The sequence below is a fragment of the Phocaeicola coprocola genome (assembly GCF_041333015.1).
Lineage (GTDB): Bacteria > Bacteroidota > Bacteroidia > Bacteroidales > Bacteroidaceae > Phocaeicola > Phocaeicola coprocola.
On record NZ_JBGKGM010000001.1, the window covers coordinates 16,666 to 39,467 of the forward strand.

Below are 22,802 nucleotides of genomic sequence, written 5' to 3' on the forward strand. Positions count from 1 at the left end.
CATATCAATATTTACCACTTAACGTTTACTTCTACTCCATCGGGGTTATTTTCAAACCGAACTAGCAAAGTAGAAGATTTCTTGTCCCAGTTACTCTTCCAGTCAAAATGTTCACCATTTATCATTACTTCTTTAGGAACGGAAGGCAAATAAACTCGGGAAACATTCGTCGTGTTCAACGGACTTTTAGCAATAAAAGAGTATTCCTTCTCACCCAGTCTTTCATCACTGATTCTTGATGCCCCACACAAAACATGCGCTTTACTCTTCTCTGTTATTTTCCGCAAATCATACAAATAGGCCTGCTCTCCCGGATTAATCTTTTTCTGAGAAATAACAGGCAGGTCTTTATCGAACAAATCAATATACAACCCTTTAATTTGTACAGGTTTAGAGGAAATACTTTCATCCAGGACGGCCGCAATGACATATGCACCACGCTGGACAACAAAATTATTCTTCAGTTCAACTTTTTCACCACTCACCTCCTTATAAAAAGAATATACACACTCTTTAAACACTTTGTTACCATCCGGTTCCAATGCAAAGTATTTCGGATCGCGGCGTATAACCTGTATTTTTCCTTTACCCACCGTATATTTTCCGGCAGCCGGTTTTCTGTCCAGTCCTGCTAATTCAAACAAATGTTCTGAAGGCGAATGATATGCATAAGGAGATTTATTCCACCATTCAGGAACCTGCTGATACGGATCAATATCCTCTCCACAGTAAATCAGTGCACCACCGTTTTTTACCCAATCGACCAACATCTGGTGATAACGTTCTTCCATTGGCTTCATATTGGAATAAGACATAATCAAAACCTTTACATCGGCCAATGTTTGCTTAAACGGCAAGTTTTCCATATGTACAATTTCTACCGGAATACCGTCTTTCATCAATGGTAAGGTCTGTCCGTAAAAACTGGAGAAAGAAGGATCATCATAACCGTCATGATTAGGAAAACGCTGGAACATCATCGAGTTTGCCATCAATACGCCAATGCCGTGAGTTCCACTAACAGCACAATCTGACACTTTGATGTCGTTCAGCGTATTTATCATGATCTGCATCTGTGTAGAATAATCGCGGGGAATACGCTGCTTTTTGTCAGTTCCTGCTATATCATACAATCCCTGATATATACGGTCGGGCCATGGCATTACTTCATACGTATCTACATCCGAATACATCAACTGAGCTGCAAAAGTAGCCTGATAATTTATTTTATAATCGGTCCAGTCTTTCGCACGGTCTTCAATAGGATCAGTCAGAAAATACATCTTCCGTCCCAAAGGAGCTGTCATCGATTTCATACAGCCATATTCGAGAAAAGCATTTTCAAAGACTCTCTCCTTACGCACCCCTTTAAAATAATTCGGTTCGCGGGATGTACCAGTCCATACTTGAGCGATATAGCCGTCAACACAATCAAGCGAAGCTAAACTAGCTTCCGGACTCACAATCTGCCATGAAGTATAATTTATCAGAGAATGGGTAGGGACATAACATTTTACTTCCAATCCCTTGCTCTTACCATACTCTTTAGCATAAGAAAATATCTCATCCAAGGCGCGATAATACAGCCAATATTTCAGTTTATTCGACAGATAAGTCACATCCGGTGAGCCTTGCTGATCCTGCCATGGCGTTCCATAATAATTCATCCATTCTTCCTTAAATGCATTACTATAGCCTCCTCTCATCCAAAACTCAGGTTCTTCCAGATAGATATCTGTAATGCCTGCATCTATCACCCGCTTTATCTGCTTTTCTTTCATGTATCTGATAAAGCTTTCGGTTGGAACAACATAAGATGCGAGATGTCTGCACCATTTTTTTCCCGCTGTCCTTCGCGCAAATGATCGGTCACTCCATCCCATTTTCCTAAAAAATAGTCCTGATAATCTCCCCAGGCTACTCCCGTCATAAACTGAATGCCATATCCTCTTTTACGCCATGATTCTATACGCTGTTCAAAGGTCATATTCGGTTTATCTACCGTGCCATATACCATTACGGCATCGGCACGAATATCTGTTTCCTGCTTCCAAGGTTCTGCTGTCTGAAATATGGCCTTGGCATCCTGAGCATTTAGTGTTTCTGCAACACACGCCAGCCCAAGCACGATATTAAATATTGTCTTCATAAATAAGCAATTTTCAAAATAAGATATAAGCAAGATATCTTTTACTCACGACTGAATGAATAAGGAGCATCTTCAGGTGCGATACCTCTGTTCTTGTTCGGTTTGTCACCCATTACATAGTCAATCGTACCGCCGTTTTGCAGAGTAGAATAAGTAATGTAATTCTTGGTATATTCCTGACCGTTTACCTTCATGTCCTGAATGTAATAGTTGGTCTCACTGTTTTGAGGAGCATTGATTACAATGTTCTTGCCATTTTCAAAATGGATGGTTGCTTTCTGGAACAGCGGAGCACCAAGTACATACTGGTCGGTTCCCGGACATACCGGATAGAATCCCAGTGCTGAGAACACATACCATGCAGAAGTCTGTCCGTTATCCTCGTCACCGCAATAACCGTCGGGAGTCGGAGTATACATGCGGTCCATTACCTGACGAAGCCAGTACTGAGCCTTCCATGGCTGCTTGGCATAGTTGTACAGGTAAATCATGTGCTGGATAGGCTGGTTGCCGTGTGCATAGTTACCCATGTTCATCACTGTCATCTCACGGATTTCGTGAATCGGGAAACCGTAATAGCTGTCGTCGAATACAGGAGGTACAGAGAATACAGAATCCATCATTGTCACAAACATGTCATCACCGCCCATCAGGTCAATCAGTCCCTGAGGATCGTGGAATACAGACCATGAATAATGCCAGCTATTACCTTCGGTGAATGCATCACCCCATTTCAGCGGTGAGAACGGAGCCATGAACTTGCCATCCTTATTCTTGCCACGCATCAGCAGGGTTTCCTTGTCGAACAGGTTTCTGTAATTCATGGCACGTTTGGCAAACAGGTTCACTTCCTTCTTCGGACGCTTCAGGTCCTTTGCCAGTTTATAGATACACCAGTCGTTATAAGCATATTCCAGTGTACGGGCAGCATTCTCGTTGATCTTCACATCGTAAGGTACATAGCCCAGCTTGTTGTAATATTCATATCCCAGACGTCCGGTTGAAGAAACTTCCGGATGTACGTTTTCCGTTCCGTGGATCAGACCTTTGTAAAGAGTTTCCAGATCGTCCACCTTCACACCCTTGAAGTAAGCATCCACCAGGATGGAAGCCGAGTTGTTTCCGATCATGCAGCCACGGTGTCCCGGGCTTGCCCATTCGGGGAAGAAACCGCTTTCCTTATATGTATTGATAAGACCTTCCTGAATTTCCTTGTTGACAGACGGATAAATCAGGTTCAACAACGGGAACAGGCAGCGGAATGTATCCCAGAAGCCTGTATCGGTATACATATATCCCGGAACTACCTCACCGTTGTAAGGACTGTAGTGTACGATCTGTCCCTGTGCATCCACTTCGTAGAACTTGCGCGGGAAGAGCAGTGAGCGGTACAGGCAAGAGTAGAAAGTACGGTACTGGTCGAGATTGCCGCCTTCCACTTCAATCTTGCTTAATACATCGTTCCATGCAGCCTTGCCCTTTTCTACCAGCGTATTGAAATCATCGTTACCCAGTTCCTTCAGGTTCAGCAAAGCTTGTTCAGGACTGATGAATGAAGAAGCCACGCGTGCATGTACGGTTTCTCCCTTTTTCGTAGCAAATCCGATGATAGCTCCTGCATGGTCTGCCTGCTGTTCCGTACCGTTCTCCTTTACGATACTGTCGGCAACGGTAGCCTGATAAGTGAACGGCTTGTCGAATTCGATAACGAAATAATTCTTGAAGTTAGCCGGAACACCGCCACTGTTCTTGGTAGAATAACCGATGATACGGTTGTTTGCCGCATCAATCTTTACATACGAACCCTTGTCGAAAGCATCTACCACTACATACGAGTGTTCATTTTCGGGGAAAGTAAAGCGGAACATGGCAGCACGTTCTGTCGGAGTCAGCTCGGTTACAATGTCGTATTCTGCCAGATACACTTTATAATAATATGCCTTTGCAGTTTCGCTCTTGTGAGCAAACCAGCTGGCACGTTTGTCTTCATTGAATTCCGGTTTGTTTACCATCGGCATGATGGAGAACTGTCCGTAGTCGTTTATCCACGGACTGGGCTGGTGAGTCTGCTTGAATCCGCGGATCTTCGTAGCTGTGTACTGATACATCCAGCCGTCGCCCATCTTACCTGTCTGCGGGCTCCAGAAGTTCATACCCCACGGACGCGCGATGGCCGGATACGTGTTACCCGTTGACAGCTCGAATGTAGACTGAGTGCCGACCAGCGGGTTTACATAATCTGCATAGTTGGTTGCTTTGGCAAAGCTCAAAAAGCCTGCCAGAAAAATAAGTAATGACAGTTTTTTCATGGCTTATCTTATAATCAAAATATTTACTTTGTCAATTTAACAGGAGCAACTCCTTCAAAAGTAATCTTCACAGGTTTAATGTAACCATTCTCATCGAACTCCATCTTATCAATGCAAACTTGACGTTCATTAATACGGTTACAGTCCAAAGGACGACGATGATATACGATATAATATTCATCCTTACCCGGGATTTGTATGACAGAATGGTGTCCGGCTCCGGTAGCTACTTGTGGATCTTGCTGAAGGATTTTTCCAATTCTTTTAAATGGTCCCATTGGAGAATCGGCAATAGCATAAGCAACACTGTAATCAGGACCTCCCCATCCTCCTTCTGACCACATAAAATAATATTTGCCATTTCTTTTCAACATAAACGGTCCTTCCACATATTGTTCAGGCGTAACTTCACGATACATTGTTCCATCCTGAAAAGGCTCCAGACCTAATAAATCAGAGCGAAGCTTCACGACATTACAATGTTTCCAGCCGCCATAATACATGTAATAACTACCATCATCATCACGAAAAACAAACTGGTCAATAGGCTGAGCACCATTTATGATTTTATCAATCAGTGGCTTTCCTAAAGCATCTTTATACGGTCCGGCCGGAGAATCCGAAACAGCTACACCTATACCTCCTTTTTGCTTCTCGTTCTGTATATCATTTGCACCAAAAAACAAATAATATTTCCCGTTAGCCTGAATTACCGATGGAGCCCAGAGAGCATATTTTGCCCATTTTACATTTTTTATCGACAAGACTTCCGGATGCTTAACCCAATGAACCAGATCCTTGGAAGAAAAAGCATCAAAATGCGTCTGAAGATTATACTCCTGATTGATTACATCTGTCTCTCGTTTTAAATCCTGACCGTATTTTTCAACATCTTCACCATATAGTAAAGAAAGAGTAGGATATACCCAGAATGTATCTCCATATATAATACCTTCCGGATCGGCATACCAGCCAGCAAATATCGGATTTCCGTTTTTCTTATCTCCCTTATTTTGTGATGATACTATACCTGGCAAACATAAAAACAGTACAGCAGCGTAAAAAAATCGTTTTAAAATCATAGATTATCCAATCATACTTTATAAATTATACATGCCTGATTAAAAAACAGGACTATCATGACTATCTGAAGGAATACTATTTTCTACCTCAGGCCAACCATCTTTCCATTGTAACGGATCGAGCATCAATACCCGACCTTCAGGATCGGCAACTTTTACAGCATGATAAAACAGCCAGTCCTGTCCTTTTTTATCAGTTATAACCTCTGAATTGTGCCCCGTTCCAACAAAATTAGTACTACCCTTGATTAATATTTCGTGCTGATTGTCAAGCATTGACCGGCCTTCTTTATTCCAATAGGGTCCCATCAAAGACTCAGACCTTCCAACTACCGTCGTATAAGTACTTTTCAACCCCTCGCAACAACGACCGATTGAAGCAAACAAATAATAATATTTTCCCCTTTTATGGATATAAGTACCTTCGTACGCATCACCTGCAACTCGTAACGGGCGGGTATTTTCTTTCAAAGACAATCCATCATCCGATAACTCTACAGCATAAATTCCATGAAAACTTCCAAAAAACAAGTATTTTTTGCCTCCATCTTCTATGTAAAAAGGATCGATACTATTTCTGACTCCTATTTCATTACTTCGAAAAAGCATCCCATGATCTTCGAACGGTCCTTGAGGAGAATCAGAAGTAGCAACTCCAATTCCACAAGTCCACTCGCCACCCCATGTAGACATTGAGTAATACAAGACATATTTTCCATCAATCAGATTGATATCGGGTGCCCAAAGGCTTCCATTTGGTACAAAATGCGGACGTGTATTATCAGTGAAGGCAGTTCCCTGAAAACTCCAGTCGACTAAGTTTGTAGAACGATAAATCGGCAGATTACGGATATTCTCCGTAGCATAAAGCCAGAAAGTTCCATCAGAGGCACGAATTACGGTAGGATCAGGCAAACTTTCATCTATTATCGGATTGTGATATCTATTTTGTGCCACTCCCCCATATGCCACAAAAGACAAAACAATAGATGCCCATATTTTTGTTTTCATAATAATAAAATTATAAAATAAGGATCAACAGCATAAAAAGAGATATTTACACTCCTTTTATGCTGTTGTATTAACAACTCTTTTACAAAGATGAGGAAAAGAAACGAGCCTGACACGCAAAAATTATTCAGAAAAGAAAAAAATCTAACCTTTCATTGAAAATTTTATTACATGTCACTTTTAAAGCAATAGTTTCCAGAGCCTAATTCAATTATCCAATTATCCCCTTCACACTGTATACTATGAGCTTTTGCCATTTCTGGTTTTTCGGGATGTAGAGATAAAGGAATATACAATGTTGCAGAACAGTTAGCAGGAATAGTAACATTCCACGAAAAACGTCCTTCAGTTCGAGTCCAGTTACTAACAATTTTACCAGATACAGACTGATAAGAAGCATTGACATAGTCCAGTCCGTCCGGGAAACATGGCTTCATCTCAATATGACGGAATCCAACAGATTCTTTTGAATTTTTTATGCCTGCAAGGTTTTCATAATACCATATCAGCAAGTCACCTAGAAGCATAACATGATTAGCCGAGTTCATATCAGGTGCTGCTGTGTCTCCATTCCATAATTCCCAAATTGTAGTAGCTCCTTTTTCAATCATATATCCCCAGCTAGGATAGTCTGTATTAGTCACAATTTTATAAGCAAGATCTTCTCGACCATGTTCTGTCAGTCCCCTCATTAAATGCTGTATTCCTACAACTCCTGTGCTGACATGCCCTTTACAATCTTTTTCAGTCTTTTCGACGACATTATTAAAAACACGTTTTTCGTAACCATCCGGTACTAACCCATAACGAAGAGACAACAAATTTCCCGTAACTGAATTATTTCCATACTGGGCAGTTTCATAATTGAAAAAGCGTTTATTATATGCTTTCTTCAAGGCCTCAGCATGTGTCTTATAATTGTCAATATCTTCCGAATGGCCTGATATCCGAGCAAAATCAATCATTTTATACAACAATCCATAAAATGTAGTACTACCTAAAATCGCCCCATCAGTTTTTCTCATCGGATCTTGAGAGTGAATCAATTCCGGAGCTTCTGGAGGCATACACCAGTCGCCCCACTCATCACGAACCACAAGTCCGTCTTTCATTGAGTTCTTGTAAATATACTCTACCCAGCGTTTCATTGAATCATAATGTTTTACGATAGCAGTAGCATCTCCATAATGACGATACAGCATTTCGGCTGCTAAGATATAAACAGACGGCCATGTCACATCTCCTGCATAAATAGTCCAAAAACGAGGAGATACGGCTGAAATTACACCATCCTCACGTTGGGATTCTTCTATATCCTGCAACCATTTGCGGTATAACAACGCATTATCAAATACAAAACTTTCCCCCCAGCAGCCGGTTGCACGATCACCAAGCCATCCATGGCGTTCATCCCGTTGAGGACAGTCTGTCGGCATATTATGATAGTTTCCTCTAATGCCCCAATAAGCATTTTTGAAAATCTGATTGATAATAAAATCTGAAGTTTCGAAATGTCCTGTCTGCTGCATTCTGTCATACATAACCTCACCAACAAAATCTTTGATATCAGGATCTCCTTCCACACCATCGATTTCAACATAGCGGAAACCATGATAAACAAAAACTGGTGCCCAAGAAAAATAGCCATCAACAGAAGGAGTAAAAATATCGGTAGCTTTCGCCGAACGTAAATTAGCTACATACAATGTACTATCAGGATTAATGATTTCAGCAAAACGCATAACAACTTTTTGCCCTGCTTTTCCTTTAAAAGATGCTTTCAGTCTGCCTACCATATTCTGTCCCATATCTATCAAGACTTTTCCTGATGCCAGTCGGGTAACCGATGACGGATGAATGCGTTCCATAATGGCAACTGACGGAGATGGCTGGGCTAACAATCGTTTGCATGGAACGGACATTATATCCACGTTCTTCCATGTAGAATCATCATATCCGCTCAAGTTCCACCCGGGCAATTCTTTCTTCATATCATACTCTTCTCCATCGAACTCATTATTTGCGACAATAGGTCCTTTCGATGTAACTTTCCAGGTTTCATCCGAAGCTATGATTTTCTTGCTACCATCAGTGTATTCTATTTCTAGTTGCGCCAATAAGCGAGGCAGACCAAATCCTTCCATTCCACTTCCTCTCACCCAAAAATATCGTCCATTACCGAGGATAACTCCTAAGGCATTATCCCCTTCCTGCAATAAATCAGTAACATCATACGTATTATAATATACTGTTTCAGAATAAAATGTAATGGAAGGAGTAAGTAAATCTTCACTCACACTTTTCCCATTCAGAAAAGCCTGATAATATCCTAATCCACTAATATAAAGCGTTGCACGATCGATATGAGACGAAGCCTGAAAGTCTTTTCGCAAATATCTGGCAGCCAACCGTGTATGAAGTTCCGTCTGTGACTCTCCTGAATTTGACATTGCATTTTCACCAATCCATTCAGCATGCCAGTCTTCGGCATGCAACATTCCAGTAGAAAATCGTTGAATCGCACTCCAACTACTCATTCCATGATTTGTCTGCACACGAACTCTCCAATAATATTCTTCGCATGACTGCATTGGCAATCCTTCATACTCAATCTGCATTTTATCCGATTGAACCAAACCTGATTTCCAAATAAGATTATCACCACGTTTAAGGTCACGCAAATCAGCAGCTAACTGAATTTCGTACCCTATTTGTTTTACATCTTTTACATCAGATGCCAGCTGCCATGAAAAATGAGGATTTTTAAGATCTATTCCTAAAGGATTCTCCTGCATTTCAACTCGAGGGTATACCACCGATATCTTTTTGGCCATACATAAAGAACAGCCCACAAACAAGAATAAAAACAGTATTTGAAATTTCTTCTTCATAAATATTATCGAATATCAAGATTAACAATATATTATAATGAAAAAAGTATTTTTCAAACAATAAAGTCTGTATAAACTCCATGATAAGTTATCAAAACAGAATTTATACAGACTTTTTTAAGAATAACAGATGAGATTATTTTACCAACATTTTATCCATCAGGACTTTCATCCAGTATCCACCTATTACAGAACGAGCACGGAATCCTACCCATTCTCCGCTATCTGTATGATGCCAGTCACTGATAGGAACACGAGAAGGAGTTTCATTGATATATTTATACAAAGGATCTACAAACTTCTGGAAAGTTTCCATATCAGAAGCCATTGCAGCAGTCCACATAATCCAGTCGGACTTAGTATATTCCTTACGGCTATCCAAAGGCAGACCAAAAGCATTTTGTTTTGTCAGATAATAGTTGATTTCCTTATCGATAACACCTGGGAAAATATTCAATCCCCACATTTTATCCCAAACCATATTATATTTCTGACTCCAAGTATTAGCACGGTCGAAAGCTAAACGGTAATGATCGTTTTCTCCTGCCATTTCCATCCATTTCTGAGCCATCTTCTTTGCTTTTTCTGCATACTCGTCTGCCACATTGTTCAGGCCCAGCATCTTAGCCATTTCACTATATCCGGCAACTCCCATAATAGCTTTTACAGAAAGATTGGCATTATGTGCCCAATGTCCTGCAAAGTCATCTGTACAAAGCTGGTTTTCCGGATCCTGACCATATTCAACCAAATAATCAGTCCAGATAGTAAGTAAATCCCAGTACTTTTTAGCATAATTTGCGTTACCTTCAGCTTTAGCTATAGCAGCAGCCAGAATAACCATATTACCACCTTCTTCTATCGGCATATCACCTCCGTAAACCTGACCATTAGCAATAGGATAAGTTCCTAAATCATGAGCAGGGAAAGGTTTATTCCATCTGCCAGTTGCACTATATTCGAAAATACTTGTCATCATTGCTTTTTGCAAATCAGGATTATAAGCAAGGAACAAAGGAGCAGAAGGATATGTTAAATCTACAGTATTAATACATCCATTACTGTTGTTTTCTTTAGAGAAGAACATTAAATTACCTTCTTTGTCGGTAAACAATTTATGAGCAGCCATTACCTGACGATATGAAGCAGCACAAATTTCAGCATATTTTTTACCTCCAGCTTTCTCTGCATCTTTCATGATCATAGCATCAAAATCACGGCAACGTTCCATTACATTCTGATAATTTTGTTTTGCACGTTCAAACGCATCAAAAATAGAAACCTTGCCATCATGTTTCCAATATGCCATACGACGTTCATACATGTATTCGATTGAATATACGTCATCGTATCCGATCATCATGAAGCCACTCTTTCCTGTAGATGAAACATTTCCCAGATCTTCAGAATAAGCCATAGCCGGCATTTCATCGGCATTACGCGTAACTACCTCATTTTGTCCAGGCATCAATTCACCTTTACTTGCAAAAACAGCCTTCATGTCGACATAGTCGCCCAAACTCACAGAAGTATTGGCACCATTATTACCTGCCAAATAAGCATATCCCCAGTCTATGCAAATCAAATCGCCTTTACGACCTGTAATAGGCTGATCGATACTACCAGCCTGCACATAACTGATTCCGTTTTTCTTAATAACTTGTGCTCTGGTTGGCTGAGTCATCTCATTAATAGTAAGCTGTGGAGTTGTCTCAATATAAACTTGAACATCATGATTTTTCTTATCAGTAGATGTGGCTTGATAAGAGATATAGTTGATAGGAGTAGAAATCAAATCAAGATCATCAATCAACATAGGAGCAGTAAATACAACATCCAGCTCTACCGGTCCACATGTAAAAGTATAATAAGTCTGAGTTGGCAATACGTCTACCGACTTTTGTATAGCGATATTTTCAAATCCGGCTGTTTCTTTATTAGTTGTATATAATCCAAAATCGACATACGCTCCTCCGGTTGTATTATGGCAATGTGCAGCGATGACATTCTTTCCTTCGCGCATTTTAGCACGTACCTTGTCTGATAATTCCAAAACAACATTATTCTTCCATGAATAATCGGTAGCAACCAGTTTTTCTCCATTGAGATACAATTCAAAGACATCATCGTGTGAGTATTTAAGATAAATAGGAGTATCTGCCGGAACATCATTCAAATTAAACTCACGACGTACCCAAATATCTTTCGTATTCCAGCTCGTTCGTACAACAGGCATGTCATTTGTACCGAAAGCTCCCTTTCCTTTTTTCCAGCCTTCGGCATTATAATTCACAGCTGTCCATTCACCTTGAGGTGCATCAAAAGTATAATTACCTTCCCATTCTTCACTTCCGGCCATAGGCAATAAAGATTCAAGTGCCTGTTTTCCCATGAAACGATACACTTTTCCATCTACACGCACAGCACCAATAAGTGATTTTTCATCATTAGTCCAATGTCTGGTTGTACCTTCATTTAACTTATCATAAGGCGACCAAATAGAAAGATAAGGATCAGAAGTTATTAAAGGCACAGAAGGAAGTCTTAAATCTGTTTTTTGTACAGGAGTAAATAAATCTGTTGCCTGAAGCTGGGCAAACAGCCCCATAGCGAACAAGGTTGTAGCTGTAAGTTTCTTCATTGTTTTTACTTATTTTGGTATTAAATTAATTAATGTTCTTGTTTCTAAAAAAACAACCGATTGAATCCACAACCGATTCAAAGTCATTTTGTAAATCTTTCAATCCTATGATGCAAAAGTATGCCGTAATGATAAAAAATAGCGGAAATAATTGTTCAAAAAATAGAATTTACAGTTCAAAACAATTAAATCCGCTATTAAAAAAATTATTTATATGATGATAATGAAAACTTTACCATTCAATAGCTTGATCCTCATCAGGAATCTGAGTATTAATCTTACGTTCAAGAGTCATTGTTCCTTTTACATGATATGGGATTTCTCTACCCTCAACAGATGTATAATCGACAAATGTATATTCAATATTAAATATTACATATCTGTGTTTCAAATAAGGAAGTTCTTCATCCATAATCTCTGCAATGGTATATGCTGCCTGGTCTTTCTTTAACTGCTCTAATTTCAGGTTTTCATTTTTAGTAGACAGTTCAACCATTTTTGTTTCAGGATTAAAGTAAAAGTTTACCTTATAATCTTCACGATTTATCAAGTCCTCTTCCATGGCACCGGCATAAAAGAAAATAGTATTTTCATCTACCACCTGTCCTGTTCGGGTATTTCTCACAATCGGATTGGCTTGATCGTAACTACCATCTTCATTCGAAATAAATGTTTGCAAAGTAGTTGTACTATATGTACCAGAATAATCGTTAAACGGCTTAATGTTCAACAAAGCCTTGGCATAATTCTTACGAGGATGACCAAGATATGTTCCCGGCTCATCTACAACGGTCAGAGGCAAGACCCAGCTTCTAACCATATTAATTCCCGTAAGGTCAAAATCAACAGGCAATGTGATAACAGCAACTCCCTGCGGTACATTTACTGTACCAGGGAAATTATAATGCTCAGGTGTAAGCTGTAAGAAATATAAATCTTCACGACCAAAACGTTCATTATTCAAGATTCCCAACGTATCATTATCTACTTCGACCTTCACATTCAAATCTTTCTCATTAAAGGTTGAACCACTTATGATAACCGGAAGCTGATAGGTAACCTTTCCATCTTTCTTATAGCGAATATAAATATCAGTTACGCCATTAGAACCAATGGGGGCCTTAAACGATACATACTGCTCGTACTGTTCATCTTCCCATTCATTATTGCAGGAAACCCAACAAAATGAAACAAGCAATAGAATAATATAAGAATATATCTTTTTCATTATTTTTCTGTTTATAGTTAATTAATCATTATATGTCCATCCTGGATTCTGAGTCAATAAACGGTTACGTTTTAATTCACTATGACTAATAGGCCAGAAATACATTTTCCGTGAAAAGTTAGTAGGCAACGAAGGTACCACTACCGGAATATGGAACAAATCTTTATACTGCTCTGTCATCAACGTATTGCAGCCATAAATAGGTTGAGATTCTTCTTTTTCTGCATCTTTCCATCGGCGCAAATCATAATATCTATGTCCTTCTCCCATCAGCTCAATCATACGTTCCCGTTTAATTTTTTCCCGGAACAAATCTTTACTTGCATATTCGGCAGCTGTATAGTCCGGAATACCAGCACGGCAACGGATAGGACGAATACCTTTTTTCATTTCATTTATATCACGCTTTATGGTATAAGTCTTGCTTCCATCCCATGACTCTATATTATGTGACCCATCAAGCTCACTTAAAGCCTCAGCATAAATCAATAATATTTCAGCATAGCGAATAGCAGGTTCTGCTTTTCGACGTATTCTACCCATATCTCTATTTTCATGAGTGTCATAAGGGTGTACAAACTTTTTAACGCCAATACCGGTACGCAACCAGAAAGCATTATTATTGTTATATCCATTACCCATACCACGATAATAAAATACCTGCTGATTTCTGTTTGCATCATTCGATTCGTTCAGCAAGAACCAGGTTGATCCATTATAAGCGACTGAAGCATAGAATCGTGGTTCACGCTGCACATATTGTAAAGAAACGCCAATACGATGTTCACCCAATTCCGGATAGTTTTCCTGATTTGTTTCATCAACAAATCCCGTTTCACGTACAGTACCATTAGCACCTCCTATTTCAAGGTCTTTTCCAGGACAATCCGAACCGTCATTCATGTAATAAGCATCACACATTTTTTGAGTCAAACCATGCGTATTCCAACCAGTCGCACTAGTTGGCAATTGGTGTACTACCATTATATCAACTCCTTCTGAAGACTGGTTCTGACCACGTGTAAAAATCAACTCATAATTATCAGAAGCACTTACTTCTCCGTCAAACAATGAGCGATAAGATTCAAACGGATCAATATCCTGCCATCCATCAGGCCAAGTATGCTCAGAAAAATCTCCGTCCTTATACGGTTCAATCGTCACAGGATATCCAACAGAACCAGAAGTACGTCTTCCCAAGTGATAAAGGTCATATCTTCTCCCGTTAGCCTGATTTCCAGGCAATTCCATCACATCAAGAGCAGCAGCTGCAGCTCTTGCCCATTTAGTTTCATCATACTCCTGTGCAATCAGATGTTTTCCATCGAAATTTACCATATCACTGAATTTTTCAGTATCACTCGGATGAGGATTATTAATAGGGCTCGCAGCATACAGCAATACTTTAGCACGTGCAGCCAGAGCTGCTCCTCGAGTAGGACGAGCGATTGCTAAAGGACCTCTCTCCAATGGTAAGTCTTTTGCTGCAATTTGCATTTCTGATGCAATAAAATTAGCCACTTCATCATAGCTGGAGCGTGCTACAGCCAAATCTTCATACTCTTGTGTAAAATCCATACCCTCATCAGGCATAATAGGTATAGGTCCATATTTACGCAACAACAGCCAATAATAATAGGCACGTACAAAACGAGCCTGTGCCTTATAGTCAGCACGTTCTTCTTCTGTAAATTTTGTATTACGATCTATATTATGTATAAAAACTGAAGCTTGGTAGATACCGGTATAGCATTCTCCCCATGGACCTTGTTCCCATCCTTCATCATACTCACCATTCTTCCATTTTTTATATTTATCATCACGGTCACCAAAATACATATCGTCTGCAAAGCAATACATCGTAAAACCCTTACTTGATACATCCGCATTGACACCTATAAGATGTGAGTAAGCATCAGATAACCATCTTTCCGAATAATCACGGTCGGCAAACACTTTTTCAATAGTCATACGATCTCCAAAGTACCGGTCTGCATCCAGTTTATCTTCGCAAGAAGACATTGAGAGCAAAAAAAGTGCAGAATATAATAGATATTTATTTTTCATAAGACAAGATTAAATATTAACAGTTAAACCAAATGTTAAGCTTCTAGACAATGGATATTCTGTACCTGTTGAGCTATGCAATTCCGGATCCCAAAGTTTAAACTTAGAGAATGTCAGAATATTGCTTCCACGGAAGAATACACGTATATTATTGAACATGATTTTATTTACAATCTGCTTGGGAAGTGTATAACCAAACTCCAATGTCTTCAAACGCAAATATGAACCGTCACGCAACCAGAATGTAGAAGCACGGTAGTTATTACTGTTTCCTCCAAATGACAAACGAGGATATTCTGCATTCGGGTTTTCTGTTGCAGGATTACCTGATATGTCAGCAGAAATCCAGCGGTCAGATTCGGCCACATCCTTCAGCACATTACCCCATTCACCTGAACTGAATGCATAGACAGTAGGACCATCAATAAAGAATGAACTCTTTCCTGCACCCTGGAAGTGAACGTTCAAGTCAAATCCTTTCCATGTACCAGAAATACCAAAACCATAAATCATATTCGGTCTGGTAGTAGTTCCAATAGCTACACGGTCGCCATCATTTACTACACCATCACCATTTACATCCTTATATTTAATATCTCCCGGCTGTACGGTTCCAAATTCCTGTTTCGGGCTATTACGAATATCATCATAATCCTTGAAAAGTCCCAAAGCTATCAATCCTTTAGCCTGATCTACTCGATAACCTTCTTCCATCTGGTATGGATATACATTGTTTTCTTCATCTTTTTCCAGAACAGTATTCTTGCTATATGTGATATTACCTCGTACAGTTATATCAACCTTTCCTATTTTCTGGCGATATGCAAAATTACCATCAAAACCTTCAGACAATACGCTACCAACATTTGCTCTTGGAGTGATACCCGAAAGACCAATAATAGCAGGCAGATATTTACGTTCCATCCAGATTCCATCTCGCTGTTCATGGAAATAATCGACTGTTGCAGTAAACTTATCATTGAAGAGTGAAAGGTCTACACCCACATCATGTTTGGTAGCAACTTCCCAAGTAGCTCCTACAGAAGCTACATCTGTATATTTCAATCCGACATAATTACGATCGTAGGAGTAATCTCCCCATTGATAACTTCCTCCATCACCAATTGTGTAAAGATACGGGAAGCGATATTGAGTACCTCCAATATTTAAATTATCATTACCTACTTTACCCCAAGAGTAACGTAACTTAAACATATTACACCAAGGAGCTATTTTTTTAATCCATGGTTCTTCTGCCACATTCCAAGCTACAGAAAAAGCTGGGAAGAAACCGAATCTATGACCATCGGCAAAGTTTTCAGATCCATTGTATCCAAAATTGAAATCAGCAAAATAACGGAACTTCCAGTTATAACTGAAACGTCCAGCCAATCCCATATGACGTCTGGCTATACCATTCTTAATATCATCACCAATATTTACTGTAGCTACCTGAGTATCATAATTAAACTTAACCAATCCACCAATGTGATGCTCATTAAAGGCACGATCGTAATGTAACTCAGCTTCGAATACTTCTTTACGGTTACCCTCAGAAGAACTTCTCTGTGTCATCAGCTGTTCATCCGAAACCTGAGTAAAGACTAAATTTCCATACTCATCACGCTGACGCTGTGCCTTCCACTGTTTAGGCCATTTAATACGGTCAATATTCGTTTTATTCCATGTATCAAAACCAAAACGTCCAACGAATCTCAATCCTTTAGTGATAAAATCCAACTTCTGCTCCAGCGTGATATTAGTCTGAACTGTATTTTCCCAATGTTCTTTATAACCAGTCTGAGTAGCCAGCACCCATGGGTTAGTCTGTTCTCCCGTTCCATAAGCCGGTACATAACCGTTTGAATACATAACAGGAATACTGATAGGATTCTGATACATCAAAGATTTCCAGATATCATTTGACAGTCCCGGCTCATTCCATTTTCTTAATGATCCAGATACACCAACTTTCAACAATGTTGTCTTAGTAATATCAATATCAGTGTTCAATCGATAATTCCATGTTCCTGCATTTGTATTAGTGTTATAGTCCTTCCGGAGAGCTTCATCCGTATTATACATACCATTTTCCTGCAAATAGCTGACAGACACGAAATATCTAGCAGTAGATCCACCACCGTTCAGATTCAAGTTCGCACGATATTGCATAGCTCCGTCACGCAGCAGCATACCCATCCAGTCAACATTCGGATAAAGATCCGGGTCCAGTCCTCTGCGTAAAATTTCCAATTCTCCAGGAGAGTAAATAGGTTCCTGGTTACGAGTAATACGTGCTTCATTCATCATATTTGCATAGGTAATTCCATCTACAAATTCAGGTGTAATAGTACGGGTATTATAAGAAGTTTCCACCTTCGCATCAATATTGATTTTACCAGCACCACCATGTTTAGTCGTAATCAATACAACACCATTTGCACCTCGTGAACCATAAATAGCTGTTGCAGAAGCATCCTTCAATACAGAAAAAGATTCAATATCTTCAATATTTACATCATCCAAATCACGCTCAAATCCATCAACCAACACCAAAGCAGACGTATTTGCACCAAATGTAGAGATACCACGTATCCAGAACTCAGAAGTATTTTGTCCCGGCTGACCAGAAGTCTGCATAGCCATAATACCAGGAACATTACCTGCCAAGGCGTTTGACAAGTTTCCACCCGGAGCTGTTTGAAGTTCCTTTACTCCGACAGTTGTAATAGCACCGGTAACACTGATTTTTTTCTGTGCACCAGTACCTGTAATAACGACTTCATCGATAACATTATTCGAAGATTCCTTCATCTGGACATTTACCACTTTCATGTTTTCCTTGATCAATACCTTATAAGTATCAAATCCAATATATGAAAACAACAAAGTGCTATATGCATCTATTTCAATCCGATAACGACCATCAATATCGGTAATTGTACCCAGTCCGGGAGCATCTTTTACTGTTACGTTTACACCTATCAGCGGCTCTTTATTTGAATCAACAACTGTTCCCGATACGATAACTTTTTCAGCCCAAACAGTTGTAGCGGTGAAGAACACCAAAAGAAATGTGATAATATTTTTCATTTTATCCGTGTTTTTCATTTATTACTTACTGTATTCTCTGCACTAATCTCCTCTTCATCCGACTCATGTGCACTATCTTCATCCTCCATAGCAATTTTACGGATAATATGATTATCCATATCCCCCACATAAAACACATTATTTTGCTCATCGTATGCCAATCCACGAGGATTATTGAAACGGGCCTCACCACGTAGTGTTCCATCTACATATCCCCTAGCTTCATTATTAAGGTTTGCACTACCACGACCTGCATACGTTGTAACAACACCTTCCGGAGTTAACACACGAACACAATGGTTACCTGAATCTGTAAAATAGAAATCATATACGTCACTCTTATTAGCTTTTACATACTCCGGATTTTTAACAAAGACACCTTGATAAGGAGAGTTCAAACGAGCGTTAGCTCCTACACCATCTACCCATGCACTCTGACCTACTCCACCAGCTATAAGGTAAGGAACACCGAATGTTTTTTTCGCTTTGTCATAATTCATACGCATGATATAATGACGATTGATTACAACAAGATAAGCATAGTCCCCACTAGGATGAATCACAATATTAAATTCCCATTCATTATCTTGAATAGTAGTAATATATTCGCGATGTGCCATACAGTTTTCAGGTCCTACTCCCCATTTATGATAGTCGAAACGATAAAGTACACCTTTCGAGAAATTATTATAATACATTTCATGGTTAACCGGATGAATTGCTACTCCGTTACACTGTCTTCCGGCAGCTAACACCCCAGCATTTCTAAATTCTCCGTTTCCATTTTTTGTAACATAAATCGCACTCTTACGATCCTTGTCATTATCGCCTCCGCCGCCATCATCACTGGCTACTATCAATGTATCACCATCCGCAGTCCACGAAAGGGTTCTCATACGACGAGTACCAGCTTCACCGGTCGTCAAACCTGTACGAACAACCTTCTCGTCTAAATCAAAAATACGAATTGGTTTTCCGTTATCCTGCGACATATAAAGTTCTGTTGAATCATTCGGATTAAACGAGAACCATGTAGGTTCTTGTACACCATAATAATTTATAAATGATTCATCAAAAGCTCCATCTACCACATCATATTTACCATCATCACGCACTTTTCCATACAGCGTACTGACCATCATTTCTCTATTATAGTGAAATTTCTCAGAAGCTGTAGCTGTTTGATCACCAACCGTAACGGATACAGTTCCTTCATAACTTTTTGCAGGAACCATACAGTAGATAAAGTTACTTTTCGCACTTATCAATACAGCCTTTTTGCCGCCAATGAAAACCTTAACCAAGGATGTATCCGTTCCAAAGTTCTCACCTTCAATAACCATCTGTGTCTTTACCGCTCCCGAATCTGGAGTAAAACCTGTAATCGCAACAGGAAGACTTGGATCATAAGGGATATTCCCTTCTTCTGATATGCTATCTTTACATGCCGATAGCCCCAGAATAAAACTCAGTATCCAATAGATACCACCATGTTTTACATGCATCAAGTTTTTCATAAAACATTAAATAAAAAGTTTAAATCATAAATTAAATTTAAGATTGTAAAAATCAATCAACGCAAAAGTAATTTGAGGTATATAATACAAGGAAAAATATCTATTCAAAAAAAGAAAGAAACTATCCAGAATAGTATTTCACATTTTATAAATCACTAATATTCATCATTATAAACAAGAAACAAGTACATAAAAAGAAAATCCGCTTCTATGAATAACAGAAACGGATTCAATTCAAAAAATATCTTTTTTAATAAATAAAAATTCTGCGTAACAACACTTAATTCTACCTCCAGCCCACCCGTTATACCCTATACTACAACTATATCACGAATCAATATACAACTTTTTATCGCTGAAAATTTACTGCGTATTTTTTAGCACCTAATTTTAAAAGTCATCTCTTCTAGCTTTAATCCTGTTACAAAGAAAATAAACTTCTATTTTGAGCAGACCAAACCCTTCCCTTAAAAAACTTCCCCCTTCCAGCTTCGTATCACAAAGCCGAAAGAGGGAAGAACATATTTATCTGCAAAGATTAACTAAAAACTTATTTCAATTCAAATACGGTTTTCGACTTTATATCTTCCGCAGAAGCAGCTATAACAGCCTCAAATTTTCCAGGTTCTGCAATCCATTTATGCTGCTTGTCATCAAAAAAGCTCAAAGACAATTTGTCTATTGTAAAAGAAACTGTTTTAGTTTCTCCAGCAGCCAGTTTGACTTTACAGAAACCTTTTAATTCTTTTTCCGGACGAGAAAGTGAGCTCTTTTTATCACAAATATAAAGCTGAACGATTTCTGCTCCTTCTCTCTTGCCTACATTGGTAACAGGGACTGTCAGCACAATTTTTCCATTCTGAGTCATTTCTTTAGAATCCAGCGTAACCTTGCCGTATTCAAACTGAGTATAACTTAATCCATGTCCAAAGGCAAACAAAGGCTTAATATTTTCCTTATCGAGCCAACGGTAACCCACAAAAATACCTTCATTGTATTTCGTATCCCAGATATTCTCGTTCTCTCTCTTTACACCAGGATATTCACCCAATTTATGAGCTCCAACATCTTCCAGACAAACAGGGAAGGTAAAAGGAAGTTTACCTGAAGGATTGACATCTCCCCAAAGGACAGATGCTATGGCGCTTCCGGCTTCACTGCCTAAAAACCATGCCTGAACAATAGACGGCACAGATTTCACCCAAGGCATAGCAACGGCATTACCCGATATGTTTACGACAATCAAGTTTTTGTTCACTTTTGACAAAGCTTCTATCAGCTGATCTTGTCCGTAGGGCAATCCCAGCTGTGCACGGTCTGCATCTTCACAATCCTGACCTGCACTTTTATTTAAACCACCAAAGAAGATTACATAATCGCATTCTTTTGCCAGGCTGACAGCCTCAGCAATCAGTTCTTCCGACGAACGGTTATCTGACAAATCCTGTCCTGTAACAACTCCGTTGTATTCGCCACTGGCATCTCCGACATATCCTCTTGCAAAAAGAACTTCTGCCTTGCCGGCAACTCTCTTTTTCAAGCCATCGAGCGGTGAAATTTCATGTTTTACCTTCAAAGAAGAGCTACCTCCGCCAACGGTCATCATCTTCAATGCATTCTCGCCAATTACTGCTATTTTTGCAGCTTTATTCAAATCAATCGGAAGCACATTTCCTTTATTCTGAAGCAACACGATACCTTCTTCTGCAATGGTACGGGCCGCATCAAAATGTTCAGGACTTCCCATAGATCCGAAAGGACGATTGCGGTTCATTGTCGTACGGAATGAAAGACGAAGGATGCGACGAACTTTCTCGTCCAGCTCTTTGGTTGTATATTTACCCGATTTAATTTTATCCAGATAAGCTTTAGCCAGATAATAATTGTCATAAGCATTACTTGCTCCGTTCGACAGTCCGTTGGTCCAACTTCCGAACTCTAAGTCCAAACCGTTAGTAATGGCCTCGTCAGTATCGTGAGTACCACCCCAGTCGCTGACAACAACTCCGTCAAATCCCCATTCACCTTTCAATATATCATTCAGAAGATATTGATTATGGCAGCAATGCTGGTCTTTATAAAGATTATACGCTCCCATGATACTCCATGCATGACCTTCTTGTACCGCAGCTTTAAAGGCAGGCAGATAAACCTCATACAAAGCTCTGTCATCGACAATCACATTGGTTGTATGGCGATTGACTTCATGATTATTCAGAGCATAATGCTTTACACAGGCGGCAACGCCATTACTTTGAACCCCTTGTACATAAGGAACCACCATCTTGCTGCTAAGATAAGGATCTTCTCCCATATATTCAAAGTTACGTCCATTCAAGGGTGTACGATAAATATTTACGCCCGGTCCTAATAAAATAGTTTTATTTCGATAGCGAGCCTCTTCACCGATACTCTTGCCATACAACAAAGCCATGTCAGGATTCCAGGTCGCAGCCAGACATGTTAATGCCGGAAATGCAACACATGAATCGTTTGTCCATCCGGCCTGATCCCATTCGTCCCACAAAACCTCCGGACGAATACCATGAGGTCCGTCAGTACACCAGATCTCAGGAATACCCAAGCGGGAAACACCGGGAGAACAGAACTTAGACTGAGCATGAATCATAGCAATTTTCTCTTCCAGTGTCATTCTGGACAAGGCATCTTCAACACGTAACTCAACAGGCTTTGTATCATCTAAATAAACAGGTGTGTCGACAGACTGCGCCGAAACAGAGGCAAACAGAACAAACGCCAACGCACCTAACAATATTTGTTTTTTCATGATATTAAATGTTTTATGATATTTCA

At 39.5% G+C, this 22,802-nt stretch carries 10 protein-coding genes and 1 pseudogene; all 11 read right to left on the minus strand.

Translation table 11 applies throughout. From position 1 onward, the window contains the following. Nucleotides 1–11 precede the first annotated feature (11 nt). The 11 genes and pseudogenes from ACDG22_RS00050 to ACDG22_RS00100 all read right to left on the minus strand — a co-directional run bounded on the left by ACDG22_RS00050 (nucleotide 12) and on the right by ACDG22_RS00100 (nucleotide 22,776). A pseudogene (locus ACDG22_RS00050) lies at nucleotides 12–2,149 on the minus strand (hypothetical protein). A gap of 41 nt (nucleotides 2,150–2,190) precedes the next feature. Then, on the minus strand, nucleotides 2,191–4,458 hold the full coding sequence (locus ACDG22_RS00055) for a GH92 family glycosyl hydrolase (protein WP_302973370.1): 2,268 nt from the start codon (nucleotides 4,456–4,458) through the stop codon (nucleotides 2,191–2,193). A 23-nt stretch (nucleotides 4,459–4,481) separates the two neighbouring features. Beyond that, nucleotides 4,482–5,540, minus strand: coding sequence for a glycoside hydrolase family 43 protein (locus ACDG22_RS00060; RefSeq protein ID WP_370858742.1), 1,059 nt, complete (start codon nucleotides 5,538–5,540; stop codon nucleotides 4,482–4,484). Between the two features lie 39 nt (nucleotides 5,541–5,579). Continuing rightward, entirely contained in the window at nucleotides 5,580–6,551 is a 972-nt protein-coding gene (locus ACDG22_RS00065; RefSeq protein ID WP_022125441.1) for a family 43 glycosylhydrolase, read from the minus strand. Nucleotides 6,552–6,718: 167 nt separating this feature from the next. After that, a complete protein-coding gene (locus ACDG22_RS00070) occupies nucleotides 6,719–9,442 on the minus strand; it encodes an alpha-L-rhamnosidase (protein WP_022125442.1) in 2,724 nt (907 codons plus the stop codon). Between the two features lie 136 nt (nucleotides 9,443–9,578). Continuing rightward, a complete protein-coding gene (locus ACDG22_RS00075; protein WP_007570920.1) occupies nucleotides 9,579–12,083 on the minus strand; it encodes a glutaminase family protein in 2,505 nt (834 codons plus the stop codon). A 232-nt stretch (nucleotides 12,084–12,315) separates the two neighbouring features. Further along, nucleotides 12,316–13,311 (minus strand): DUF4973 domain-containing protein, encoded by a 996-nt coding sequence (locus ACDG22_RS00080; RefSeq protein ID WP_270230452.1) that lies wholly within the window; start codon nucleotides 13,309–13,311, stop codon nucleotides 12,316–12,318. Between the two features lie 21 nt (nucleotides 13,312–13,332). Continuing rightward, entirely contained in the window at nucleotides 13,333–15,378 is a 2,046-nt protein-coding gene (locus ACDG22_RS00085; protein WP_270230453.1) for a RagB/SusD family nutrient uptake outer membrane protein, read from the minus strand. Between the two features lie 9 nt (nucleotides 15,379–15,387). Continuing rightward, entirely contained in the window at nucleotides 15,388–18,471 is a 3,084-nt protein-coding gene (locus ACDG22_RS00090) for a SusC/RagA family TonB-linked outer membrane protein (RefSeq protein ID WP_270230454.1), read from the minus strand. A gap of 14 nt (nucleotides 18,472–18,485) precedes the next feature. Then, nucleotides 18,486–19,988 (minus strand): IPT/TIG domain-containing protein, encoded by a 1,503-nt coding sequence (locus ACDG22_RS00095; protein WP_270230455.1) that lies wholly within the window; start codon nucleotides 19,986–19,988, stop codon nucleotides 18,486–18,488. A gap of 550 nt (nucleotides 19,989–20,538) precedes the next feature. After that, nucleotides 20,539–22,776 (minus strand): glycoside hydrolase family 3 C-terminal domain-containing protein, encoded by a 2,238-nt coding sequence (locus ACDG22_RS00100; RefSeq protein ID WP_270230456.1) that lies wholly within the window; start codon nucleotides 22,774–22,776, stop codon nucleotides 20,539–20,541. Between the last annotated feature and the right edge of the window lie 26 nt (nucleotides 22,777–22,802).